The organism is Marinobacter denitrificans, assembly GCF_008795955.1.
GTDB lineage: Bacteria > Pseudomonadota > Gammaproteobacteria > Pseudomonadales > Oleiphilaceae > Marinobacter > Marinobacter denitrificans.
Map to the genome: position 1 here is coordinate 47633 of NZ_VMHN01000010.1, position 25586 is coordinate 73218.

Annotated in this window: 23 protein-coding genes; 9 read left to right on the plus strand and 14 right to left on the minus strand. The window is 59.1% G+C overall.

All coding sequences use genetic code 11. The features are described 5' to 3' along the window. Nucleotides 1-40 precede the first annotated feature (40 nt). The 3 genes from FO268_RS19570 (at nt 41) to FO268_RS19580 (ending at nt 3764) form a co-directional block, all read left to right on the plus strand. A complete protein-coding gene (locus FO268_RS19570; RefSeq protein ID WP_150994948.1) occupies nt 41-706 on the plus strand; it encodes a c-type cytochrome in 666 nt (221 codons plus the stop codon). Next, on the plus strand, nt 703-1713 hold the full coding sequence (locus tag FO268_RS19575; RefSeq protein WP_202336708.1) for a c-type cytochrome: 1011 nt from the start codon (nt 703-705) through the stop codon (nt 1711-1713). Before FO268_RS19570 ends, FO268_RS19575 begins: the two co-directional genes overlap by 4 nt. Nucleotides 1714-1835: 122 nt before the next feature. Next, on the plus strand, nt 1836-3764 hold the full coding sequence (locus FO268_RS19580) for a hypothetical protein (RefSeq protein WP_150995041.1): 1929 nt from the start codon (nt 1836-1838) through the stop codon (nt 3762-3764). Here FO268_RS19580 and FO268_RS19585 read toward each other — a convergent pair. The 13 genes from FO268_RS19585 to FO268_RS19645 all read right to left on the minus strand — a co-directional run bounded on the left by FO268_RS19585 (nt 3761) and on the right by FO268_RS19645 (nt 17189). Further along, nucleotides 3761-4717, minus strand: a complete 957-nt coding sequence (locus FO268_RS19585) for a branched-chain amino acid ABC transporter permease (RefSeq protein ID WP_227716573.1) — start codon at nt 4715-4717, stop codon at nt 3761-3763. The two genes, FO268_RS19580 and FO268_RS19585, sit on opposite strands and share 4 nt — an antisense overlap. A gap of 41 nt (nt 4718-4758) precedes the next feature. Further along, nucleotides 4759-5646, minus strand: a complete 888-nt coding sequence (locus FO268_RS19590) for a branched-chain amino acid ABC transporter permease (RefSeq protein WP_150994950.1) — start codon at nt 5644-5646, stop codon at nt 4759-4761. 102 nt (nt 5647-5748) lie between these two features. After that, entirely contained in the window at nt 5749-6963 is a 1215-nt protein-coding gene (locus FO268_RS19595; RefSeq protein ID WP_150994951.1) for an ABC transporter substrate-binding protein, read from the minus strand. 90 nt (nt 6964-7053) lie between these two features. Continuing rightward, nucleotides 7054-7776: an ABC transporter ATP-binding protein gene (locus FO268_RS19600; protein WP_150994952.1), complete on the minus strand. Its 723-nt coding sequence runs from the start codon at nt 7774-7776 to the stop codon at nt 7054-7056. After that, nucleotides 7773-8549, minus strand: a complete 777-nt coding sequence (locus tag FO268_RS19605) for an ABC transporter ATP-binding protein (protein WP_150994953.1) — start codon at nt 8547-8549, stop codon at nt 7773-7775. The genes FO268_RS19600 and FO268_RS19605 overlap by 4 nt, the downstream gene beginning before the upstream one ends. A gap of 77 nt (nt 8550-8626) precedes the next feature. Continuing rightward, a complete protein-coding gene (locus tag FO268_RS19610) occupies nt 8627-9472 on the minus strand; it encodes an alpha/beta fold hydrolase (RefSeq protein ID WP_225316900.1) in 846 nt (281 codons plus the stop codon). Next, entirely contained in the window at nt 9435-9851 is a 417-nt protein-coding gene (locus tag FO268_RS19615) for a PaaI family thioesterase (protein ID WP_150994955.1), read from the minus strand. The genes FO268_RS19610 and FO268_RS19615 overlap by 38 nt, the downstream gene beginning before the upstream one ends. Next, nucleotides 9851-11497 (minus strand): AMP-binding protein, encoded by a 1647-nt coding sequence (locus FO268_RS19620; RefSeq protein ID WP_150994956.1) that lies wholly within the window; start codon nt 11495-11497, stop codon nt 9851-9853. The genes FO268_RS19615 and FO268_RS19620 overlap by 1 nt, the downstream gene beginning before the upstream one ends. A gap of 157 nt (nt 11498-11654) precedes the next feature. Continuing rightward, nucleotides 11655-12548 (minus strand): 3-hydroxyisobutyrate dehydrogenase, encoded by an 894-nt coding sequence (gene mmsB / locus FO268_RS19625; RefSeq protein ID WP_150994957.1) that lies wholly within the window; start codon nt 12546-12548, stop codon nt 11655-11657. Nucleotides 12549-12595: 47 nt separating this feature from the next. Further along, nucleotides 12596-13681 (minus strand): enoyl-CoA hydratase/isomerase family protein, encoded by a 1086-nt coding sequence (locus FO268_RS19630; RefSeq protein WP_150994958.1) that lies wholly within the window; start codon nt 13679-13681, stop codon nt 12596-12598. A 27-nt stretch (nt 13682-13708) separates the two neighbouring features. Beyond that, nucleotides 13709-14488: an enoyl-CoA hydratase gene (locus FO268_RS19635; RefSeq protein ID WP_150994959.1), complete on the minus strand. Its 780-nt coding sequence runs from the start codon at nt 14486-14488 to the stop codon at nt 13709-13711. A 34-nt stretch (nt 14489-14522) separates the two neighbouring features. Further along, complete coding sequence (locus FO268_RS19640; protein ID WP_150994960.1) at nt 14523-15689, minus strand: acyl-CoA dehydrogenase family protein; 1167 nt, start codon at nt 15687-15689, stop codon at nt 14523-14525. 9 nt (nt 15690-15698) lie between these two features. Further along, nucleotides 15699-17189, minus strand: a complete 1491-nt coding sequence (locus FO268_RS19645; RefSeq protein ID WP_150994961.1) for a CoA-acylating methylmalonate-semialdehyde dehydrogenase — start codon at nt 17187-17189, stop codon at nt 15699-15701. 149 nt (nt 17190-17338) lie between these two features. Here FO268_RS19645 and FO268_RS19650 point away from each other — a divergent pair, with 149 nt between their 5' ends. From FO268_RS19650 to FO268_RS19665, 4 genes are all read left to right on the plus strand, one after another. Beyond that, entirely contained in the window at nt 17339-18214 is an 876-nt protein-coding gene (locus FO268_RS19650) for an AraC family transcriptional regulator (RefSeq protein WP_150994962.1), read from the plus strand. A 111-nt stretch (nt 18215-18325) separates the two neighbouring features. Further along, a complete protein-coding gene (locus FO268_RS19655; RefSeq protein WP_150994963.1) occupies nt 18326-19381 on the plus strand; it encodes an NAD(P)-dependent alcohol dehydrogenase in 1056 nt (351 codons plus the stop codon). A gap of 122 nt (nt 19382-19503) precedes the next feature. Further along, complete coding sequence (locus FO268_RS19660) at nt 19504-20310, plus strand: crotonase/enoyl-CoA hydratase family protein (protein WP_150994964.1); 807 nt, start codon at nt 19504-19506, stop codon at nt 20308-20310. Further along, complete coding sequence (locus tag FO268_RS19665; RefSeq protein WP_150994965.1) at nt 20307-20936, plus strand: metallophosphatase domain-containing protein; 630 nt, start codon at nt 20307-20309, stop codon at nt 20934-20936. Before FO268_RS19660 ends, FO268_RS19665 begins: the two co-directional genes overlap by 4 nt. Before the next feature lie 10 nt (nt 20937-20946). On the opposite strand, the gene FO268_RS19670 is transcribed toward FO268_RS19665, so the two are convergent. Further along, nucleotides 20947-21486, minus strand: a complete 540-nt coding sequence (locus FO268_RS19670) for a glutathione peroxidase (RefSeq protein ID WP_225316902.1) — start codon at nt 21484-21486, stop codon at nt 20947-20949. A gap of 69 nt (nt 21487-21555) precedes the next feature. Here FO268_RS19670 and FO268_RS19675 point away from each other — a divergent pair, with 69 nt between their 5' ends. Together FO268_RS19675 and FO268_RS19680 are read left to right on the plus strand one after the other, a co-directional pair. Further along, nucleotides 21556-23262, plus strand: a complete 1707-nt coding sequence (locus tag FO268_RS19675; RefSeq protein ID WP_150994967.1) for a VRR-NUC domain-containing protein — start codon at nt 21556-21558, stop codon at nt 23260-23262. Then, nucleotides 23259-25538, plus strand: a complete 2280-nt coding sequence (locus tag FO268_RS19680; protein ID WP_150994968.1) for an ATP-dependent DNA helicase — start codon at nt 23259-23261, stop codon at nt 25536-25538. Before FO268_RS19675 ends, FO268_RS19680 begins: the two co-directional genes overlap by 4 nt. Nucleotides 25539-25586 lie beyond the last annotated feature (48 nt).

The following is a 25586-nucleotide window of genomic DNA, read 5'->3' on the forward strand; positions in this document are numbered from 1 at the left end:
GGTATTAATAAGCCCCAACGGTCAGGGAGGGACACCGACCATGAACTACCTGCCAACCACCATTCTCGCGCTGGGCCTTATGGCCCTGGACGGCTGGGCTTTCGCAGCCACCACCGGGGATGCCTCTCGTGGTGCTGAAGCGGCTGCTACGTGCGCCTCTTGCCATCAATCCGATGGCTCCGGCAAGAATAACGAACAGGGCGAAGCCTGGCCCCGGCTGGCCGGGCTGAATGCCGAGTACATTGCCAAGCAGCTGCAGGATTACCAGTCCGGTGCGCGCGAGAACGCCACCATGAAATCCTTCGCCAACATGTTGTCGGATCAGCAGATTCTGGATGTCGCCCGGTACTACAGTGAAATGTCCCCCACGCACGATCAAGGAAGCACGGAGGCCAGCGAGGCGGTTCTCCAGCGGGGCCAGATGCTGGCCGAAAGAGGTGACTGGTCGGAGTATATTGTCTCCTGCAAGAGCTGCCACGGCCCGGACAACCAGGGCGCCGGTGCGGTATTTCCAGGTATTGCGGGGCAACACTCCCGGTATATCGAGGCACAACTTAAGGCCTGGCAGGCCGAAACCCGCAAGAATGATCCGCAGGACCTGATGGGTTCCATTGCCAGGCGGCTAAACGACGAAGACATACGTGCCGTCGCCGCCTGGCTTGCAACTCAACCGCCCGAGCTCACTGCAGAGGAGTCGCAGCCATGAAATCAATGATTGCCTATGCCGTGCTGTCAGGTTCTCTTCTATGCACCACTGCGGTCGTTGCAAGCGACCGCACAGAGGACTACATCAATGCGCTGACCGAACTGGGTTTTCCGGCGCCGGAAGACAATGAACTGGTCCATATCCCGCCCACGATGGAAGATCTTGAGCAATCCGGGATGCACCCGGAGCTCAAGCGGGTGATTCGCCGGGGCTACGACCTGTTCACCAACACACAGCAGCTTCGCGGCGAGAACGTTTTCAACAACATGAACTGTTCCAGCTGCCACCTCGGTGAGGGGCGCATGCCCTTCAGTGCCCCGGTCTGGCCGGCAGCGGTCACTTTACCCGGATACCGGGGCAAGAATGACCACGTCAATAACCTGGAGGAACGGATTGCCGGCTGCTTCACGTACTCAATGAACGGCAAACCACCTGCCTATGGCAGCGATAACATGGTTGCCATGACGGCGTATCACCAGTGGCTTGCCAAGGGTGTGGAGATGTATCCAGACAAGCCGATCTATGGCCGCGGTTTCCCGGCACCAGAGCGCCCGGAAGAACTGAGTTATGCCAACGGCGAGGAGTTGTTTGAGGAAAACTGCTCCGTATGTCACGGCGAAGATGGCCAGGGCCTGCGAGTTGACGGTCAGACGGTGTTCCCCGCGCCCTGGGGTGACGGCTCCAATAACTGGGGCGCTGGCATCGTGCGACTGGTTACCGCTGCCGGTTTTATCAAAAACAATATGCCGCTGGGCCAACCCTTATCCCTGACGGACCAGGAAGCCTGGGATATCGCCTACTACATGAGCAGCCAGGAGCGCCCCCAGGATCCTCGCTACACCGGCGATATACAGGAAACCCTCGAGAAGTACGGGCCTACCTTCCACAAGCATTCACTTTACGGGCAGACCCGGGAAACCGATGGCAAAGTGCTGGGAGACCATTCCAACACCGGTGACAAAGACTTCTTGAAGCCGGAGTCTGTTCATCCAAGAACGTTTGAATAGATACCGGTCACAGGATTACGGGCTGTAATACACCAGGAACTGGAAGGCATAACGATCTGCCCCCCCCAATCAGTTCGGGATACCACAAAAGGAGCTGACTATTGGATATTGCTCAGGCCTCTATGCAATTTGATATGGCGCTGGCGGACTTCGCCCGCGCCCGAAGCCTGTCGCCTGATGCGTCCAGTCTCAGCCTTCTGGAGCGGGCACGATTACTGATGACCATGCCGGGCGGCTTTGATGTGCTTTACCGCCGGGTTCGGGCGCTGGAATCGGCGGGCATATTCGGTACCAGCGACTGGTCCAGACCGGGCATCCTGCAGCCTGCCCTGGCAAAATACTCTCTGCGTGAGGCAGGCGCCGTAACCACGGTGGTAGAGGCGATCAGCGAAATCCGCCTGTTGGCGGTCGTTCGTGGCGATTATTTTCACCGTGGCATTTCTTCTGAGCAGGCCCGGCACTTCCTTACCCAGGTTATGGCTCTGAACCTGGACCTGCTTTCCGGTACGCTCACTGAAGCTGACCGCGAACGGCCGAAGGAGCTGGGCACTGTCGTACTGGGCCTTTATCAATACCTGATTTCCCATCTCGGCTATGAAAGCCTGCTGGACAGCCTGGTTGCTGAGGTATGGCGCCTCCTTGAGCAGGGACCGGTGCAGGTGGACAGCATCTGCGACATGATCGGCCAGATTGCAAAATGCCTGTATGACCCGGAACTGGAAACCACTGGCACAGCCGATGCCACCCGCCTGGTCCGCGCTCTGTTTGCACCCACGCCCGGCAGCAAGGAAGACCCGGGCCTGGATATCTATCAGCTGCGCCTTAGCAAAATGGACCATGTCGCGCTGTCGGCCGAGGCCACTGAATTTGCCCGAAACATGCACGATACCGGGCTTGCCTCCCCCTACCACGCCGTCTTTCTCCGGTTCCTGCGCACCAGTGATGAGGAGGAACTGATCCCCAAAGCACTCGGGCTCACCATGACCGGGCTGGATGATCTGTATTGCTACAACCAGCTGGTTTATACCCTGATCGACGAAGCCATCTACCCGGAAACCTGCCAGGCCGTCTATGGCCTTGCGATGATGCTTGAGCGCGGGTCCGTGTTCACCCCTCCGGTAGCCCAGGCGTTCTGGCGGCAAATCAAGCTCAAATTGTCCGCCGAAACCGAAGAGGTACTTACCTCTGCCTTTGGTGACGCCGTACCCCCACGGGTCTTCCTTTTGGCCGGTGTGCTCAATCTGCTGGGTCAGCCGCTGGGCGTCGGCCAGGGGAATAACCCCAGTTGCCAGTCCGCCATCGGCTTGTCCATGTGGGCGGCCAATGAGGCGGACTATCTGCTCCAGGTACTGGCCTGGGCAGCCAGGGATAACGAGGTACTCGGCCGTTTTGAAGGTTGGGAAGTGTCGTCCAGGAACCTGGAGCCGGGCCTGGTCAAGGACACCCCGGTGGATGTGGACCCGGTGTCACTGATCCTGATTCCCCACCTTGATCGACTATACGGCGAAATGTGGCGCCGCTGTGAAGACCGAGACGACGACGCCCACCGCTGGATTAACCCGGAATTCTATGGATGGTGGGTGAGCCATGGCTTCAAGGTGGTAGCGGACATCCATACAGGAGAGATAAAGGACTACGAGGGCTTTATCCGCCACTTCTACGCCAGTTACCACCCCTACTACAATGGCAACCTTCCGGTCATTCACCACCAGCCCGCCGGCATTGCCGTCACCGACAGCGCTGCCCGCTTTGTTGGCCGCCATGCCATTACCATTCAGCGTGTGGCCCTCAGCCCCTCGAACGAGATGCGGGTGTACTTCTTCAACCCCAATAATGACAGCGGCCAGGACTGGGGTCAGGGCATCACCTGCTCAACAAGGGGACACGGCGAAATCCGCGGCGAAGCTTCCCTGCCCATCGCGGAATTTACTTCACGCCTGTATGCCTTCCACTACGACACCCTGGAACTGGGGGACCTCACTGCCATACCTGAGGAAGATGTAGCCAGGGTTATGGAGCTGGGGTATGGCAGTTGGGCGGCCGAAGACTAACTCATATTCTTCCGCATGAAGTTCTGGATCTCCCCCACAATACCCGAGCGGAAGGCCATTACTGTCAGTACGAAGATGGCGCCGAGGATGGGATCGACCCAGTCGCCCAGCGGCCCCTGTGACAGCTGGTATTCCAGGTTCACCACGAAGGTGGCCCCGACCACCGGGCCCAGAAGCGTGCCAGTGCCGCCCAGCAGGGTCATCAGGATGACTTCGCCGGACATGTGCCAGTGGGCGTCGTTCAGGGAAGCGAGCTGGAACACCACAGTCTTCAGCGAACCAGCCAGGCCGGCCAGACCGGCGGAGATCACAAACGCAATCACTTTGTAGCGGTCGACGTTGTAGCCCAGCGAGACGGCACGGGGCTCGTTCTGCTTGATGGCTTTCAGTACCTGGCCATAGGGCGAGTTAACGATGCGCTGCACCAACAGGTAGCCTCCGACAAAGACCGCCAGCACGAAGTAGTACATGGCGACATTGTTCTCCAGATCGATGAAGCCGAAGAGGTGCCCGCGGGGCACCCCATGCAGGCCATCTTCGCCGCCGGTAAACGGCGCCTGGACAAACACGAAGTACACAAGCTGGGCCAGGGCCAGGGTGATCATCGCAAAATAGATGCCCTGGCGCCGGATCGCCACTATGGCAAACAGCGCACCCAATGCCGTCGCCGCCGCGGTGCCCGCGATAATGCCCATTTCGGTGGTCAGCCCGGAGTAACTCGACAGCAGGTAGCCGGTGGTATAGCCACCCGCCGCCAGAAATGCGGCATGGCCAAACGAGAGCAGGCCGGTATAGCCCAGCAGCAGATTGAAAGCGACCGCAAACAGGGCGAAACACAGAATCTTCATCAGGAAGGTTGCGTAGATCACGGCCGGGGCCAGGATCAGCAGCGCCAGTATCACCAGATTCAGGATCAACTTCCTGCGCCGGTCCGCTTTGAGATGTCCCATCATGGTTTTCTGGAGTTCACTCTCGGTTTCAGCATTGTTCATGATTACGCCTCCTTACCAAACAGGCCCGAAGGGCGAATCAGCAGTACAATCACCATGACCAGGAAGATGACTGCGGACGAAAATTCGGGGTAAAAGACTTTGGTAAAGCCCTCAATGACTCCCATTAAAAGGCCCGTAATAATGGCGCCGGCAATAGAGCCCATTCCACCGATGACCACCACGGCAAATACAACGATAAGGATATTGGACCCCATGACAGGATTCACGGAATAGACGGGGGCGGCCAGAACACCGGCGAACGCCGCCAGCATGACCCCGAAACCATAGGTGAGACTTACCAGCAGTGGCACGTTGATGCCAAAGCCCTGCATCAGTTGGGAGTCTTCGGTTCCTGCCCGGAGGTAGGCTCCGAGTTTGGTTTTTTCAATCATGAACCAGGTACCGAAACAGACCACCAGGGCCACGCAGATAATCCAGGCGCGATAATACGGCAAGTACATGAAATCAAGCCTGAAGCCACCCTTGAAGATCTCCGGCATGGAATACCGCATGCCTGACACCCCGTAAATGTTGGTCAGGATGCCCTGAATCATCAGCGCAACACCAAAGGTCAGCAACAGACTGTAGATGTGATCCTGCCCGGCAATCCGCCGTAGCAGGAAATATTCGATCAGCATGCCGAAGCAACCAACCACCACTGGGGCGAGGAACAGGGCGACCCAGTAGTTGATGCCCATAACGTCGAACATGATAACCGTGACCATGGCGCCGAGCATGTACATGGCACCATGAGCGAAATTGATAATTTTGAGCAGGCCGAAAATAACTGCCAGCCCAAGGCTCAACAAAGCATAGAACGAGCCATTGATAATCCCGAGCAGTAACTGGCCAGACAGCACAGCGATGGGGACTCCCAGAATCTCGGTCATGTTACAAACTCCAAAAGCAGCGCAACTGACGGAGGTGAGTTGCCTATCTGCAGGTCAGTGGCCGTCCCGCAGGGGGTGCGGGACGGCCCGTCGATCAGCGCATCAGTTACTGGAAACGAGTGAGCATTTGCTCTCGGAAAGCGGGCGGTAAGCCTCGTCTCCCGGGATGGTGCGGAGAATCTCGTACAGATCCCACTCGCTCTCGGACTCTTCCGGTGTTTTTACTTCCGCCAGGTACATGTCATGCACCATGCGGCCGTCCTCGCGGATAGTGCCGTTCTTGGCAAACATGTCGTTGATGGGCGTGGCCATCATCTGCTTGCGAACATCGCTGGCTTTATCCGAACCGGTTTCCTTGACGGCGTTCAGGTACTGCATGGCACTGGAGTAGATGCCTGCGTGAACCATGGTCGGGCGCACACCAGTCTCTTCCATGAAACGGTCGGACCATTCGCGGGTCTCGTCGTTCAGATCCCAATACCAGCCGGTGGTGAGCTGGATGCCCTGGGCCGTTTCGGCGCCCAGTGCGTGAACGTCTGTCAGGAACAGCAACAGCGCTGCCAGTGTCTGGCCGCTCTGGGTCAGGCCGAACTCACCGGCAGTGGTGATGGCGTTGGTGGTATCGGCGCCGGCATTGGCCAGGGCAACCACGTCGGCCCCTGAGGACTGCGCCTGCAGAATGTAGGATGAGAAATCCGAGGTCGGGAAGGGATGACGGGCGGTATCGATGACTTCACCACCGTTCTCCTCCACAACCCGGGTGACGTCTCCCTCAAGGGCATGACCGAATGCGTAGTCTGCGGTCAGGATATACCAGCTCTTGCCGCCTTCCTGAACAACAGCCTTGGCGGTACCGTTCGCCAGCGGATAAGTGTCATACACGTAGTGGATGTGGTTTGGGGTACAGTGTTCGTTGGTGATGCTTGAGGCCGCCGAACCGGAGACAATCCCCAGGGTATCGCTGCCGTCCAGAAGCTTGGTGACCGCAATGGTGACAGATGAAGCAACCAGGCCTGCGACCAGGTCGACCTTGTCATCTTCCAGCCAGCGGCGAACCGTGCTGGATGACTGGTCCGGGTTGTTGCGGTCGTCGGCGGTCAATACCTCAATTTTCGCGCCATTCACCTTGCCACCGAAGTCTTCGATAGCCATTCGCAGGGCAGCCTCGCCGTTCGGGCCGGCCAGGTCACGGTAGGTACCGGACATATCCGCCAGGTAACCGATCTTGATTGTGTCGTCGGATATTTCAGCCTGGGCAGCGCCCACAAGCAGGGCTGATGCAACCGCTGATGTCAGAAGCTTTTTGGTAATTGTCATTGTTGTTTCTCCGCTACTGTCGTGCGTTGGTTTTCGGGATTCGTTCTTGTTGCTTTTGTTGCACTCTCTTTGCACTTTCGAACCCGGGAGTTAAACACCCAGGTACTTGTCCAGCGTCGACTGCTTGGTCTCAAGCTCTTCGGCGCTGATCTCCTCCACAATCTGGCCGTGTTCCATCACGTAATGACGGTCCGCCAGTGGTGCGGCGAAATGGAAATTCTGTTCAACCAGGACAATGGTCAGCCCCTTCTTCTTGAGCTTGACCAGCACCTCGCCCAGCTTCTCGACAATCACCGGGGCCAGCCCTTCGGTAATTTCATCCAGCAGCAGCATATTGGCTCCGGTTCTCAGGATGCGGGCCATGGCTAGCATCTGCTGCTCACCACCAGAGAGTTTTGAACCCTGGCTGGTGCGGCGCTCATAAAGGTTCGGGAACATGGAGAAGATTTCCTCCAGCCCCATACCGCCACTTCGGACTACGGGAGGGAGTGTCAGGTTCTCCATGACATTAAGTCCGGAAAAAATGCCCCGGTGTTCGGGGCAATACCCGACTCCCAACCTTGCTATGTGGTGAGGCGCACAGGACATGGTCTCCTCACCGTTGATCATGATGGAACCGGTTCGCCTGCCCACCATATTCATGATGGCCTTCAGGGTGGTACTGCGGCCGGCGCCATTACGGCCCAGCAGCGTCACCAGTTCGCCACGCTTAACCTCCAGATCAATGCCGTGAAGGATGTGGGACTCGCCATAAAACGCATGCAGCCCTGAGATGCGAAGCTGTTCGTATTCCTTATTGTGGCCCTGGCTCATTCCGCGGCCTCCTGCTCGGTGGCCGCAGCGCCACCCATGTACACCTCACGCACCCTGGGATCCTCGGAAACTTCCTGGTAATCGCCTTCGGTCAGTATCGAACCCTGGGCAAGCACGCTGATACGGTCGCAGAGTTTGCTGACCACACTCAGGTTATGCTCCACCATCAGCACCGTCCGGCCCTGGGCGGCTTTGCGCACCAGTTCCACAACCTGGTCCACGTCTTCGCTGCCCATGCCCTGGGTCGGCTCATCCAGCAGCATCAACTCTGGCTCCATAGCCAGAGTAGTGGCCAGTTCCAGTGCCCGCTTGCGGCCATAGGCCAGTTCAACGGTGGTGGTGTGGGCAAAGTCGGCAAGGCCGACGCTGTCCAACAGTTCCATGCAGCGGTCATTGAGCCTGTTGAGGGAATCACCGGATTTCCAGAAAGCGAACGAGTTACCCTCGAAGCTCTGCAGCGCCACGCGGATATTCTCCAGCGCGGTCATATGGGGGAACACGGCGGAAATCTGGAAAGAACGCACCACACCCTCGCGGGCAATGGCAGCCGACTTCATGGACGTGATGTCCATGCCTTTGAACAGGATCTTCCCGCGGGTAGGAATCAGGAACTTGGTGAGGAGGTTGAATACCGTGGTTTTGCCCGCGCCATTGGGGCCGATAAGCGCATGGATGTGGCCACGCTGCACCTTCAGGTTGACGTCATCGACCGCAACAAAGCCCTTGAACTCTTTGACGAGGTTTTGGGTCTCCAGAACGAACGGGTCACTCATGAGCCATTCTACCTTTTGTTATTGTTGTGCATTTATACTAACTACAGAGTAGATTGACGTCTACGTAAACGTCAATCTTAAATCGCACTTTTTTGATCAATCTGTGTTCGCAAAAAGTCGCATATCAGTGACAGCACCTGCTCGGGCTGCTGCAAATGCGGCGAGTGGCCGGTTCGGGGCATGAAAACAGGCGCTGCCTGGCTTCCGATACCCTCTACGATACGGGTCACCTGCTCTGGAACGCCGTATTCGTCGTCTTCCCCCTGAATGATCATAGCGGGGCATTGGATGGCGTCCAGCCAGGGCGCAAAATTCATGGACCGCTGAAAGCCCTCGTCCAGCCATACCTTCTGCCAGGCATTGAATAGCGCCTCCGTACGCCCGCCATGGTGACGAAGCAGTTTTTCGCGGATGCCCTCTTCTGTATAGCGCCGCCCCATATCGCGGATGCCGGCCAGGGTAAGATGATCTGCCCAGGTGTGAGCCGCCATGGTAATCAGGCCTTTCACCCTGTCACCCAACACCGCCGCTGCAATCAGGGCGATCGAACCGCCGTCGCTGTGACCCACCAGGATCACCTCGTCGATCTCCAGCGCATCCAGCAGCCGGGGCAACCACACCTTCCCTTCCTGCTCCAGATAGTCATAGGGACGTGGCAATGGTTCGTCACTGGAAGCGCCATAGCCCTGACGTTCGTAGACCAGGGCATCCAGGCCGGTGGCCTCTGCAAGCCGGTGGGGGAACTGTTTCCACAGCGCAATGTTGCCAAGGGATTCATGGAGAAACACCAACACGGGCCCTGCACTTTTCCCGTGGCGCAGGCGCCGCGTCTGAACCCTGACCCCATCCCCCAGCGGGACGGCGACGTCACTGACCTTCATCGCGTCACCGTTTCGCCGGAATGGCGTAAGTGATGGTGGCATGGGCTACCGGGTCTTCCAGACCATCAGAGTGGATATAAACCTCGCCCACCCCACTGGCCCTGCCGATTCTCAGCATCCTGGCATGAGCCCTGATCGGGCTGTGGGCCACGGGTTTGCGCAGGAAGTTGATATTCAGATTGCTGGTAACCGCCAGCGGAACCAGTCCGATTTTACCCAGCAATGCAGCGTAGAGGGCCACGTCTGCCAGGCCCATCATCGCCGGGCCGGCAACCGTGCCACCGGGACGCAGATGCTCGTCGTCCACGTCCAGTTTCATTTCCGCCCAGCCGTCACCCAGCTTCTCCAGGGTGCCGTAGCGGGCACCCTGGGGAAACTGTTCGGCGAGGAAAGCCTGCAGTTCCTCGAAAGTAACAATCATTACTGCTTCTCTTCCTTCGCCTGGTTACGCAGAACGAAGCGCTGGATCTTGCCGCTGGGTGTCTTCGGCAGTTCGTCCACGAATTCAATTTCCCGCGGATAAGCGTGGGCAGACAGGCGGTGGCGCACCAGTTCCTGCAGCTCGTCCTTAAGGTCGTCTTCATTATCCGGTTCCTGATCGGCCTTGATCACCACATAAGCCTTGATGATGGAGCCCCGCTTTTCATCAGGCTTGGCCACTACACCGGATTCGGCAACGGCCTTATGCTCCAGCAGGGTGCTTTCCACGTCGGCCGGGCCAACACGATAGCCGGCAGTGGTAATGATGTCGTCATCGCGACCGCTGAAGGAGAAGCATCCATCACCGTGGTTCACCACCATGTCGCCAGTGAGGTAGTAGCCGTTCACGAACGGGTCCTTCTCACCCCAGGTGTAACCATCAAAGTGAAACAGGGGCGAGGCTTTCACATCCACCGCCAGCTGGCCGATTTCGCCTTCGCCCAATTCTTCGTTCTTCGCATTCAGGGCAACCACTTTGTGTCCGGGAGACGAATACCCCATCGACCCCGGGCGCACCGGGTGCTCTAGGCCATGGAAATTGCAGCAGGTCATGCCGGTTTCAGTCTGGCCGTAGTGGTCCTTTACCGGGCAGAAATGCCGTCTCTCGATCCAGTTCACCACTTCCGGGTTCAGCGGCTCGCCGGCACTGCTGGCCACCCGCAGGCCGAGGTTTTCGCCCTCTGGTAACACATGGTCGTTAGCTTTAAGCAGCCGATAGGCCGTGGGGGCCGCAGCCAGGTTGGTGATCTTGTACTTGCGGATCATGTCGTAGGTGGTTTCCGGGGTAAAAGCACCCGGGTTGAAGTGCGTGGCGTGGCCCATCAGCAGCGGGCCAACCACGGCATAATAGAGACCGTAGGCCCAGCCCGGGTCGGCCACGTTCCAGAACACGTCGTCGTCCCGCAGGTCGATGGCGTACTTCATGTATACGTAGAACGCCAGCAGAGCCTTGGCCGGCACCGCCACACCCTTGGACTTGCCGACCGTACCTGAGGTGAACATCTGCAGGAAGGGGTCACCGCCTTTGATCAGCACCGGGTCAAAGTGGTCAGACTGCTCCGCAAGGGTTTTATCGAAATCCGGGATTTCGCCACTGACTTCAGCGGCGTTCACGCACACCACTGGCGCGCAGTCCTTTACTTCAATCAGTTTGGGGTAGTTGGCCGGGTCGGTGACCACCAGTTTGGTGTCGGCACGCTCGAAGCGGTATTCAATGGCTCCCGGCCCGAAAGCGGTGAATAAAGGCTGGTAGACAGCGCCCGCCCTCAGGGTGCCGGCGATCACAATGAGCAACTCAGGGCTGCGGGGCAAAAGGGCAGCAACCCGGTCGCCTTTACCAATACCCCTGGACTTCAGGTAATTCGCAAAGCGGGCGGATTGTTCTTTCAGTTCGGCAAAGGTGAGCTTGCCGGAGCCACCGTCTGCTTTTTCGTAATACAGGGCAACCCTCTGGGAGTCGCCCGCCCACTTGTCACAAATTTCAGTACAGACGTTAAGTCCTGCGTCCAGGCTGCCCTCCAGAATCTCGGCTTCGAGGCTGGCGGGATCGAAATTGTCATAGACCGATTGGTAATCCGGGAGACTCATGATCCAGTCCTTTTATTGTTGTGGACGATTTCTGTTCTCAATGTGTAGCACAGGCTATAGTTTACGTAAAGGTAAACTTTTAGCTAAAAATAAACGCCTTCAGTACTCGATGGAATGGTCAAAAACCCTGCCAGAGAGCACTGTCGGCGCTGACTACTCAGCTTTGCTCGTGGTAATAGAATTTCTGGATACTGGAAAAGTCCAGGCCGCCGTTACCCTCGCTGGCGTGCAATTCAAACAGGTTACGGGCCAGCGATCCCATAGGCACCGGCGCGTGATTCCTCACAGCGTTGTCCAGCGCCAGCCCCAGGTCCTTGTTCATCAGGTTCACCAGGAACCCCCCCTCGTAATTCCGTGAAGCGGGCGCGCCTTCCATGACACCCGGCCAGGGGTTATAGACATTCAGCGCCCAGTTGCCGCCAGAGCTCTGTTTCATGATTTCCGACAGCACGGCAGGGTCCAGCCCGTTCTTTACGCCCAGCGCCAGAGCTTCGCTGGTGCCGCTCATCAGGATGGCCAACAGCATGTTGTTGCAGATTTTGGCGATCTGGCCGGCACCATGGGGGCCGGCGTGGAAGATGTTCTTGCCCATGCCGTCAAGAATCGGTTTGGCACGTTCGAAGGCGTCCGCCTCGCCACCGCAGATAAACGTCAGCGTGCCTGCTTTGGCACCGCCAACACCACCGGACACGGGCGCATCCATAAAGGTAATACCGGCAGCAACGGCTGCCTCAGCCACACCCTTTGCTGTCTCCGGGGCAATGGTAGAAGAATCAATCACCAGTGTGGTGGACGGCAGGTTTTTCAGCAGGCCGTTGTCGCCCAGGTAAACCGATTCCACATGCTGCCCCGCAGGCAACATGGAAATCACCACCTCGGCACCTTCGACCGCTTCCTGAATGGTTGCTGCAGATTTGGCACCTTCGTTGGTAAGCGTCTTGACCGCCTCAGAAGACAGGTCAAACACCGTCAGATCGTGGCCCGCCTTTACGAGATTGGTCGCCATGGGGCCACCCATGTTGCCAAGACCGATAAACGTGATAGTCGCCATATTATTGTTCTCCGTTGTTTGATCAGGATTGGTCTGTTCGGTTTTAGTCAGGACTCCATAAAGAACCGGTCAATCCACTCCGGGTCGACGCTCTCCAGTGTGGGGAAATGCCACCGTGGTTTCAGGTCCTTGTCGATCAGCAGCGCCCGTACGCCCTCGGCGAATTCACCCATTTTCAGGCAGCGCTTTGATATCTGAAGCTCCTTGTCGAGCACCTGGGACAGGCTGTCGTGCAAGGTGTCGTGATAGTGTTGCCAGGTAAGGGTCAGGGAAGCCGGCGACGCCGCGGCCACGGTTTTGGCGGCCTTGATCAGCCAGGGATCTTCGCCAGCGTACTGGCCCAGGTTATCCACTACCTCCATCAGTGAATCGCCGTCGGTGAGGGCCTGGATGACATCAAAGTGTTCACGCACCACGGCCTGGGGCATTGCCTCCCCGGAGGCAGCCTCGAACCGGCGCAGTACTTTATTGATGGCGGCGTGGGCGTCGCTGCCAAAGCCGGACCGTTGCAGCGCCTGCTTCACTTCCTCACGCATATCGTGACTAATGAAACGGTCCGCCAGCCCGGTAAAAATGGCATCCGCCGCGTTCATCCGCGCACCGGTAAGGCCAAGGAACAACCCGAGCCGCCCCGGCATCCTGTTCAGGAACCAGCCCGCGCCCACGTCCGGATACAGGCCAATGCTTACTTCCGGCATCGCCACGCGCGTGTGCTCGGTTACCACCCGGTGAGAGCCACCCACCATCAGGCCCAGGCCACCACCAATCACCAGGCCGTTGCCCCAGACGATAAACGGCTTGGGGTAGGTATGGATCAGGTAATCCAGCTCGTACTCGTCGGTAAAGAACCTATCCCCTTCGCTGACAGAACGGCTGTCCGAACGGGGCTCGGTCATATCCCGGTACAGCGCCACAATATCCCCACCGGCGCAAAGAGCCTTTTCGCCCTCGCCTTCCAGCCATACCGCGCCAATAGACTCGTCTGCGGCCCACTGGTCGAGCCTGGGTTTCAGCTGGTGAATCATTTCCAGTGACAGGGCGTTCATGGAACGGGGCGTATTCAGCCTCGCAACACCAATACGCTTACCGTCGGCGGCATCCAGTTCTTCAAAAATGACTGCTTGATTGCTCATACCATTAACTCAGTAATCCGGCCCGGTTTATCGGTTTTTCCATTCCGGTGTGCGCTTTTCGAGGAACGCATTCACCCCTTCACGCTGATCTTCGGTGCGGAACAGGTCCACAAACAGTTCCCGCTCCATGCGCCAGCCGTCATCGTGGCTGCGGCCATCACGGGCGCTCATCACCAGGGTCTTGCAGCGCGCAACGGAGGAGGGGCTCTGTTTGCCAGCCATCGTTGCCAACTCCAGTGCCTTGTCGAGAGCGGCGCCCGCAGGCACTACCTCTTCCACCAGGCCGATACTCAAAGCCTTGTCAGCCTTTATGCGCTCTCCACACAGAATCATGCGCTTGGCCCAGCCTTCACCCACCAGCCAGGGCAGGTTCTGGGTTCCACCGGCACAGGGCAGCAGGCCCACGGTCGCTTCTGGCAGAGCCATCTGGGCATGCTCCTCGGCGATGCGGATATCGCAGGCCATGGCGCATTCCAGCCCACCGCCCATGGCGTACCCGTTCACGGCCGCAATGGACACCCCACGGAAGCGGCTCAGGGCACTGAATGCACGGCCGAAGGCCTTGCCCATCAAATCTGCGTTGGCGATATCACCGTCCGCAAAGCTCTTGAGATCGGCGCCAGCAGAAAAAAACTTCTCACCCTGGCCGGTCACCACCAGGGCAAAAATATTGAGATCCTCATTCAGCGCTTCGATGGCCTCTTCCAGTGCCTTCAAAGACTCCAGCGTCCAGGTATTGGCTGGTGGATTATTGATAGTGATGATTGCGGTGTGATCGCGTTTTTCCAGCTGAATCAATTCGCTCATGTGATATTCCTTTTTTAAGAGTGGCGTCGGCGACTTATTGGATAGCCTCGGCAACACCTGGCTCAAGCAGCCGGCGAGCCACAATCAGCCTCATGATTTCGTTGGTGCCTTCCAGTATCTGATGCACCCGCAGGTCGCGCACATATCGCTCCAGCGGGTATTCGCGGATATAGCCGTAACCACCGTGTAGCTGCAGCGCGTCGTTGCATACCTCGAAGCAGGCGTCGGTGGCGAAGCGTTTGGCCATGGCGCAATGAAGGGTGGCTTCGTTGTCACCCTGATCCAGCCGGTAGGCGGCCAGGCGAACCATCTGCCGGGCAGCTACCAAATTGGTGGCCATGTCTGCCAGCTTGAACTGCAGCGCCTGAAAGCCCGCCAGGGCCTGTCCGAACTGCTCCCGTTCGTGCATGTAGTTGCGGGCCCGAAGCAGGGCGGCATGGGCGCCGCCGATCGAGCAGGTCGCGATATTCAGGCGACCACCGTCCAGGCCTTTCATGGCAATCATGAAGCCCTGGCCTTCCTCGCCCAGCCGGTTATTGGCCGGCACGCGCACGTTCTCGAAGGTAATCTGGCGGGTAGGCTGGCTGTTCCAGCCCATTTTCTCTTCGGCTTTACCGTAGTGGATGCCGTCACTGTCCGCCGGCACTACAAAGGCGCTGATGCCTTTCGGGCCGCTGTCCGGCGCCCCGGTGCGGGCCATCACCACCAGCATCTGGGTGGCACCGGCACCGGAAATAAACACCTTGCTGCCGTTGAGCAGGTAGCTGTCGCCATCCCGGGTGGCCTTGGTACGCAGGTTACCGGCGTCGGAGCCGGCACCCGGTTCGGTGAGGCAGTAAGAGCCCAACCATTCACCGCTGGCCATCCTCGGGGCAATCTGTTTCTGGATATCGGCGTTACCGAATTGCGCCACCATCCATGTCGCCATGTTGTGGATGGTGATATAGGCGCCCGTGGAAGGGCAGGCAGCCGCCAGCTCCTCCACGATCACGCTGGTATCCAGACGTGACAACCCCATGCCGCCCTGGGCTTCCGGGGTGTAGATACCACAGAAGCCCATTTCGCCCGCTTCGCGGATCACTTCCACCGGGAACACATGGTCGGCATCCCATTTTGCCGCGTGGGGCGCCATGGCCTTTTCCGCGAAGGCTTTGGCGGCCTCGCGGAAGGCCAACTGATCTTCCGTCAGATCAAAGTTCATGGGTTCTCCTTACCGCATGCGGATGGAGAAATTGGTTTCCGCAACCGCGTCGCTGCTGAACCAACGAGCAGTAATAGTCTTGGTCTCGGTGTAAAACTTCACCGCCTGCTTGCCGTAAGCATGCTGGTCACCGTAGAAGGAGCCCTTCCAGCCAGTGAAGGAGAAGAACGGCAGGGGCACCGGAATGGGTACGTTAATGCCTACCTGACCCACTTCGATCTCGTGCTGGTAGCGGCGTGCCGCACCACCGGAGCTGGTGAAGATGGAGGTGCCGTTGCCGTAGGGATTGTCGTTCACCAGGGCGATGGCGTCTGCCAGGGTATCCACTTCCATGCAGGACAGTACCGGGCCGAAGATTTCTTCCTTGTAGATGTCCATATCCGGCTTGACGCCAGAGAACAGGGTGGGTCCAACCCAGTTGCCGTCCGGCAGGCCGTCAACGGTACAATTGCGACCGTCCAGCAACAGGTTGGCGCCTTCCTGCTCACCCCGGGTAATCAGTGATTCCACCCGCTCTTTCGCTTTCTGGCTGATGATCGGGCCGTAGCTGGCTGATTTGTCGTTCCAGGCGCCCGGTTTGACTGCGGCCAGGGCTTCCTTCACTTCCGGGATCCATTGCTGGGCCTCGCCCACAAAAACCGCTACGGAAATGGCCATGCAGCGCTGGCCCGCGGCGCCTACGGAAGCACCAACCAGAGCTTTCACAACCTGATCCTTGTCCGCATCCGGCAGCACCACCATATGGTTCTTGGCACCGGCGAAACTCTGTACGCGTTTCATGTTGCGGGTGCCGGTTTCGTAGATATAACGGCCAACGGGCACGGAGCCAACAAAAGAAACGGCCTTGATCGCCGGGTCGGTCAGCAGTACATCCACCTGCTCCTTGCCACCGTGTACCACCTGCAAGACGCCCTTCGGGGCACCGGCTTCCTCAAACAGTTCCGCCAGGCGCATCGGCGTCAGCGGGTCCTGCTCGGACGGCTTGAGGATAAAGGTGTTACCGCAGGCGATGGCCATGGGGAACATCCACAGGGGGATCATAGCCGGGAAGTTGAACGGAGTGATGCCGGCGCAAACACCCAGAGGCTGGGTGTAGGAATAGGTGTCGATTTCACGGGCCACGTTCTCGACGGTCTCGCCCATCATCAGGGAGGGGATGTTGGCCGCATGCTCGACAACCTCGATACCGCGCCAGACATCGCCCTTGGCATCCTCGAAGGTCTTGCCGGTTTCGCTGGAGAGAATCTCGGCAATCTCATCGTGGTGTTCTTTCAGCAGCGCCTGGTAACGCATCATCACCCGTGCACGCTCGGAGACCGGGGTTTCTTTCCAGGCCTTGAACACCTCGCCGGCGTTTTCAATGGCACGACGCATTTCCGCATCGGTGGTGCAGGGCGCCTTGGCGATGACTTCGTTGGTGGCCGGATCGGTAACGTCAATCCACTGGTCGGTCTGGCTCTGTACAAACTCACCAGCGATATAAAGGGGTACGTTTTTCATAGCGATGTTCCCTGTCGTTGTTGTAGGTATCGGGGTCGTTGCCCTCAGGATGTCATCGATCCTAGCACAGCCCACTGTCGCTTCATGATTGACTAAGTTTCGACCATGATGGATTATCTTTCGATACATCAGGATTGCAGCCAACGATTATGACCAGAACCTCCCAGTGGCCGGTGCCGCCAGACAGTATCCGTTATGTCATACCAGACCCGGTAATACGGAGCCTGTCGCGGCATCCCCTGACCCGGGATCTCTACCCCCTGGCCTTCGGCCACTACCGCCGCGCGGCGGGCCACCACATGCACCGCGAGCACCACAACGACGATCTTTTGATCCACTGCACGGAAGGGGAAGCTTACCTCAGTGTCGAAGACGAACCCTGCCTGGTCCGGGCCGGTGACCTGGTGCTGATTCCTGCCGGGGCCGCCCACCGCTACACGGCTGCCCCTGAGAACCCATGGACAATCCATTGGGTGCACTATGCCGGCCCACTGGCGGAAAACTTCCGCGAACACATGGGGTTCAGCGACGACATCCGTATTCAGCACATTGGGCGACAGCCGAGGTTGCTGGTGGACTTCAACGGGTTGCTGTCGGTGCGGCAGACCGGTTTCCGCACCCCCGGCCTGGTCCATGTCGCCAATCGTTTGCGCCAGTTACTCGCAGCGGTTCCTCTGAGTGTCGGTGAGGCCGGCCATGCCCAGCAGCCGGATCTGGACATCATTCACAACTTCATGCGGGAACACCTGGACGAACGCATCACTCTCGGTCAGTTGGCGGACCTGACCGGTCTCTCTCCCGCCCATTTTGCCACCCGCTATCGGGCGCTCACCGGTGTTTCCCCAATACAGCATTTCCTGCATCTGAAAGTCGAGCAGGCCTGTCAGTTGCTGGACACCACCGACCACTCCTTCACCCAGATCAGCAATATGCTGGGCTATGACGACAACTATTATTTCTCGCGACTGTTCAAGAAAGTCATGGGCCAGTCCCCCACCGATTACCGGCACACCCACCGCCACTAGTCTTCATGATATTCCCTTAATAAAGCGGATTTACGGTTGAAAAACTGACTTGAACCCGGAGTGAGTGCGTATGGCTTCGAACATCCATTGGCAAAGAAGGAAACACTGATCATGGCGAACACCAAAGCTTACGCAGCCAAATCCGCAGACTCGAAGCTGGCCCCTTTCAGTTTTGACCGTCGCGAGCCGCGCCCGGACGATGTCTCCATCGAGATTGATTATTGCGGTGTGTGTCATACCGATATTCACTTCGCCCACAATGACTGGGGCATGACTGAGTTCCCGGTGGTGCCGGGACACGAGATCATCGGCAGGGTGACCGCAGTCGGCCCTGAGGTGAAGAGCTACAAGGTGGGTGACATGGTGGGTGTCGGCTGTATGGTGGACTCCTGTCGCAGCTGTTCGGCCTGTGAATCCGGCCTGGAGCAGTATTGCCTGGAAGGCATGACCGGCACCTACAATGGCGTGGATCGCCACGACGGCTCCATCACCTACGGCGGCTATTCTGACAACGTGGTGGTCAGCGAACGCTTCGTGGTGAAGGTGCCGGAAAAACTCGACCCTGCCTCTGCCGCCCCCATTCTGTGTGCTGGCATTACCACCTACTCCCCCCTTCGCCACTACGGCGTGAAGGCCGGCGACAAAGTCGGCGTAATCGGCATGGGCGGTCTCGGCCATATGGGCGTGAAATTCGCCAAGGCCCTGGGCGCGGAAGTCACCATCTTTACCCGTTCCGAAGCCAAGGTTTCCGAGGCAAAGAAGCAGGGCGCAGACCATGTGGTCATCTCCACTGACGAAAAACAGATGGAAGCGGCCGCGGAGTCCTTCGACTTCATGCTGGACACGGTACCGGTACAGCACGATCTCAACCCGTACCTGAACTGCCTGAAATACGATGGCTCTCACATCCTGGTTGGCCTGCTGGAACCTGTCGACCCTGCACTGCAGGCCGGCGCCCTGGTAATGAAACGCCGGGTGCTGGGTGGCTCGCTGATCGGCGGCATGCCGGAAACCCAGGAAGTGCTGGATTTCTGCGCCGAGCACGGCATTACCTGCGATGTTGAGATGCTCGATATCAAAAACATCAACGAAGCCTACGAGCGCATGAAGAAAGGCGACGTGAAGTACCGCTTCGTAATCGACATGAAAACCCTCAAAGCCGCCTGACCAGACAGGCCGCCAGCCACACTGGCGGCTTGCCTACCCGGCCTGGTGTCGTTATCTTGCAGAGTACACAGTAGTAACTCCGGTTGTCAGACCCGATAACAATAACCACCAGGAGGCCCCCTGTGACACGCCCGCCCGTTTACACCGAAACCACTGGTGCGGTGGTTACCATTGTTTTGAACCGACCCGATAAACGTAACGCCGTTGACCGCATAACCGCCAATGCCCTGCGCCAGGCCTTCACCGATTTTGAACGGAACGATGAGCTGAAAGTGGCCGTGCTTTGGGGCGAAGGGGGCAACTTCTGCGCGGGTGCCGACCTGGAAGCCGTTGGCGACCCGGAACGGCGCAACGATATTGAAGCAACGGGCACCGCTGCCGGGCCCATGGGCCCGTCCCGCATGGAACTGTCGAAACCCGTGATTGCTGCGGTGGCCGGATATGCAGTTGCCGGCGGCCTGGAACTGGCACTGATGTGCGACCTGAGAGTGGCGGAGAAAACCGCAACATTCGGTGTATTCTGTCGGCGCTGGGGAGTACCGCTGATTGACGGCGGCACGGTGCGCCTGCCCAGGATCGTCGGCCACGGTAATGCGATGGACATGATCCTCACCGGACGGCCGGTCAACGCCGATGAAGCCAAAACTATGGGGCTGGCGAACCGGATAGTGCCCGATGGCCAGGCGCGACCTGCCGCGGAAGCTCTGGCGGCAGACATTGCCAGCTTTCCCCAGAAGTGCTTGCGTGCCGATCGGCGGTCCGCCATTCACCAATGGGATATGAAACTGTCCGACGCCCTGGTTGCAGAAGGCGCCGGGGGCTATCCTGTGGTATTTGAAGAAGCTATCGAAGGTGCCGGCCGGTTTGCCGGCGGCGCCGGACGCCACGGAGCTTTCAATAAACCCGACAAACCCGGCGAGCCTTCATGAGACTGGTCTGCATATCGGATACCCACAGCATGCACCGCCAGGTGCAGGTGCCGGACGGCGACATACTGATCCACTCCGGCGACTGCCTGGGCGTAGGCACCCTGGAGGAGCTGGAAGACCTGGATAACTGGTTCTCCGAACAGCCACACCGCCACAAGATCCTGATTGCCGGAAACCACGACTGGTGCCTGCAGGATGAGCCGGCAGAGGCTGAGCCCCTGATCCGGAATGCTATTTACCTGCGGGACAGTGGCACTGAAATCGAGGGCCTGAAGTTCTGGGGCAGCCCCTGGACCCCGGTATTTTTCGACTGGGCGTTCAACCTTTCACGCGGCCCGGCCATTGCCGAGCGATGGGCACAGATTCCTGACGATACCGATGTCCTGATCACCCACGGTCCGCCAGCAGGCATTCTCGACCAGGTGATCACAGACACGCACTCCCAGTCGGTCGGATGCGACGACCTGACCCGGGAACTGGAACGGCTGCGGCTGAAGATGCATGTGTTCGGACACATTCACGAAAGCCACGGCCAGCAAAACCGGGATAACTGCCTGTTCGTGAATGCCAGCACCTGCAATGAAAGCTTCAGGCCACTGAATCCACCTGTGGTGGTGGATCTCTGAGCCGGCGAACTCAGCGGTCTGCTACTACCTGGTCAATGGCCCTGCGAAGTTCAGAGGCGTCCGGTTTTACACGGCTGGGAAACACCTCTACAACCTCGCCCCGGGCATTCAGCACATACTTGTGGAAATTCCAGCGTGGCTGGCTGCTCTGACTGTTGATGGCCTGGAATACCGGATTGGCATCGCTCCCGGTGACCGATGTGGGTGCAATCATGGTAAAACTGACGCCAAAATTAACGAAACAGACGTTGGCAGCCTCTTCCTCAGTCGCTGCCTCCTGGCGGAAATCGTCACTGGCGAAGCCAACCACCACCAGGTCCTTGTCGCGGTATTCCTGGTGGAGGGCTTCCAGCCCCTCGAACTGACCGGTGTAGCCACAGCGGCTGGCAGTGTTGACCACCAGCATGGGCTTTCCTGCGGCCAGGTCGCAAAGGTTGACGGAATCTGACGAGTGCAGCTTGCGAAATTCATGATTGAGGAAGGCCGGGCACTCGGCCGCCATCACCGATGCTGAGGTCAACGTGAAAATCACGGCAATCAGGGCTCGCATATCGGCTTCTCCATAAGGCATCATCAAAGATTATCCCTTATTTACGACCTGGCCAACCAAACGGTTTCCATGACGCCCGCACCAACCCCACACTCAACGGTCCCCGGCACTGCTGACCTGGACAATCCACTGTATTATCTCGAAAACTTCGAGACCGTAGTGCGTTGGGTCCGGCGGCACCACAGTGACCTGCTGACGACTGAGGAAACCAGAGAGATTGACAACCTGCTGGCTCTGAAGAAACCGGCACGGGCACTCCTCGCCCGTATGGTGATGCGCAGCGGCGAGCTGTTCCGGGTGGAAAAGCTCAACTACCCGGAACTGGGCGAACCGGTGGCAAAGGCAGCGGAATCCCTGGCGCATGCTGGCTGGATTGACGAAAACCCGGACCTCTCGCTTGAGGACCTCTTTCGCCTGTTCACCCTGGCCGAGCTGCGCCCGGCCCTTGCGGACAAGATCTCCGCCGCCGGATTACCGGCCAGGGCGGCCAAGGGGCTGCTGAAAGATGCGCTTATTCCGCTGCACCCCGATCTAGCGCCTGTGGCCCATTGGCTACCAGGCACCTCCACCCGCGTGATCCGTCTCAACCACATGCCTCTGTTCGATCGCCTGCGGTTGATGTTTTTTGGCAACCTGCGCCAGAGCTGGTCGGATTTTGTGCTGGTGGAACTGGGGCACCAACAGTACGAACAGGTCCCGCTTTCCACTGAATCCCGGGCATTCAACGAGCGTGACCATGTCGACAGCTACCTCGTGATGCACCACTGCCGGGAACGGCTGGACCGGGGCGAGGGGCCAGAAATTGTCTGGAAGAGCGTACCGGCGGTCTCCGATAACACCTGGCTGGAAAGCCGGCGCGGCCGCTTATTGTTCGAACTGGGTAAACTGGCAGAGCGTGACGGTGATAAAGAGCTTGCCCTGACCGCCTATGAGCAGAGCGGCCACCGTGAAGCCCGCCTGCGGCAATTGCGCCTGCTGGAGCGGCTGAAGCGATACCGCGAAGCCTGGGAGTTGGCCAGCGCCGCCGGTGAGGAACCCAGGTTCGGCGCAGAAGAACGGGGCCTTGAACGCATACTGACACGGCTGGCGAAAAAGCTGGGAGAAACGGCACCCCCACCGCCCCGGCGACCGGTACTCACAGCCTTTACCCTGGAGCTGGATAACCCGGAGGGACACTCGGTTGAATGGGTGGCGATGGAACACCTGTCGACACAGGAAGCCCCGACCGCCTATGTGGAAAATACACTGATCAACGGCCTGTTTGGCCTGCTGTGCTGGCCTGCCCTGTTTGCCCCCGTGCCCGGCGCCTTCTTTCACCCCTTCCACACCGGGCCGGTGGACCTGTACCGGGAAGATTTTGTAGCCCAGCGGCAAGCGCTTTTTGACGATTGTCTGAGCAGCCTGGCCAGCGGCGATTATAAAGCCTGCATCCGCAACACCTGGCGCCAGAAACAGGGCGTTGCCTCGCCCTTCGTGATCTGGCCAGTGCTATCGGAGCAGATACTGGACCTGGCACTTGAATGCATTCCAGCCCGCCACCTGGAGCTGATGTTCCGGCGCCTGCTGGACAATTTGCGGGAACACCGCAGCGGGTTCCCTGATCTGATCCGCTTCCATCCTGGCCATACCGACCCGAACGGCCGCTATGAGATGATCGAAGTGAAAGGCCCCGGCGATCGACTGCAGGATCACCAGACCCGCTGGCTCGAGTTCTGCGTGGACCACGGCATTCCCGTCTCCGTCTGCTATGTTCGCTGGAACGGGGCGGAGAAATGAACGAACTCAGGGTTGCAGTGCGAACCCTCTGCGAGTTCGCTGCCCGCAAAGGTGACCTGGACTTGCGCTACACGCCGGCACCCACTTCCGAGGAAGGCATTGCCGGCCACGGGGCCGTGCAGGCCCGACGTGGCCCGAGGTACCAGAGCGAAGTGGCCCTGGCTGGCCAGTGCGGTAACCTGATGGTCAGCGGACGAGCCGATGGTTACGACCCGATTGCCGGCAGGCTGGAAGAAATAAAAACCCACCGGGGCGACCTGTCACGGGTGCGTGAAGCCCAGCGCAACCTCCACCGTGCGCAATTACGGGTTTACGGGGCCCTTCTGTGCCGCCAGGAAAAACTGAAAACCATTGAGCTGACCCTGATTTATTACGATGTCGGCAAGGACAAGGAAACCCCTGTCAGCGAAACCGCCAGCGCCGACGACCTCTGGCAGGAACTGGAACAGCTTTGTGCAACTTACAGCGGCTGGGCGGAACAGGAGGCCAGTCATCGGCAAGAACGGGACCTGGCCCTGCGGCGACTGACGTTCCCCTTTCCTGACTTCCGCCCCCGGCAACGGGCCCTGGCGGAGACCGTTTACAAGAACACCGTTCGCAACCAATCGTTGCTGTTGGAAGCGCCCACCGGCCTGGGCAAAACTCTGGGCACCCTGTTCCCGGCGCTGAAGGCCATGCCTGCGGCCAAACAGGACAGGCTCTTCTACCTGACCAGCCGCAACACCGCCCGCCAATTAGCGGTGGACGCCGTTCATCTGTTGCGTGAGAAGCAACCCGGGCTCCTGTCACTACGGACCCTGGAACTGGTGGCCAAGGAGCACGCCTGCGAACACCCGGACAAGGCCTGCCATGGCGACTCGTGCCCACTGGCCAAAGGCTTCTTCGACCGACTGCCGGAGGCCCGGGCGGAGGCGGCCAGCCACACAGGCGCCCTGACTCAACCGGTGTTGGCAGACATTGCCAGCAACCATGGTATCTGCCCCTATTTCCTGGCCCAGGAGATGGCCCGCTGGTGTGATGTGGTGGTGGCAGACGTCAACCGTATGTTCGACCAGTCCGCCCTGCTCCACGCACTGGTTCGGCAGAATGACTGGAAAGCCAGTTTGCTGATTGACGAAGCCCACAATCTGGTGGACCGGGCCCGGGGCATGTACTCGGTGGAACTGAGTCAGACCCGCCTGCTGCGAATTCGAAAGCAGGCACCCAAAGCCCTGAAGTCACACCTCAGCGGGGTAGCCCGGGCCTGGCAATCGGTCATCCGCGACCATGCCCCGCACATCAGCCGTGAACCGGTGATACTGGACAACCTGCCTGGCTCACTCACCGGCGCCCTGAACCGCTTGGTGTCTGCCATTACCGACTACCTGGCGGACAATCCTCCGGACCTGGCACTGCAGGAACTGATGTTCGAAAGCCTGGCTTATACCAAACTGGCTGAGGTCTTCGGAGAGCACTCCCTGTGCGAACTGGTCAGGCCCGGCCGCGGCAAGGCACAACTGGCCATCCGCAACCTGATCCCGGCGGACTTCCTCAGGCCTCGCTTCGAGGCCGCTGACAGCACTCTGCTGTTTTCCGCCACCCTGTCGCCCGGCATCTATTACCGTGATTTGTTGGGCATGCCGGAAGATACGTGCTTCCAGTCGCTGCCAGGCCCGTTTTCGGCCGAACAGCTGGAAGTGCACTTCACACCCAGGATCAGCACCCGACAGGCAGACCGGCAACGCTCTCTGGCACCGATTGCCGACATTATCGCGCAACAGTACCGGGATCGACCGGGCAACTACCTGGCCTTTTTCAGCAGCTTTGCCTACCTCAACCGAGTGCGCGACGCCCTTGCCGAGCTGGCGCCGGAGATTCCCCTGCGGGCCCAGCAACCGGGCATGTCCGGCGAGGAGCGGGCCGCGTTCCTCGACGAGTTTCGGGAGGACAATTCAGGCGTTGCCTTTGCCGTACTTGGCGGCGTGTTCAGCGAAGGCATCGACCTGCCCGGTGACCGCCTGATCGGCGCCTTCGTGGCTACCCTGGGCCTGCCCCCGTTTGACGCCTGGCACGAGATCCTGCGACAGCGACTGGAACAGCGCTTCGGCGCCGGCCAGGCCTACACCTACCTGATCCCAGGCCTGCAGAAAGTGGCCCAGGCCGCCGGCCGGGTGATCCGCACACCGGAAGATCGGGGTGTAATCTGGCTGATTGATGACCGCTTCCTGCGGCCGGACATCCGTCAGTTGCTGCCTGGCTGGTGGATGCCGGCCGGCAATACCGGCCACTCCTTATAGCGGCATACCCATCGGTTTTTGTTATGCTGCGGGATAGTTCAGAATCGG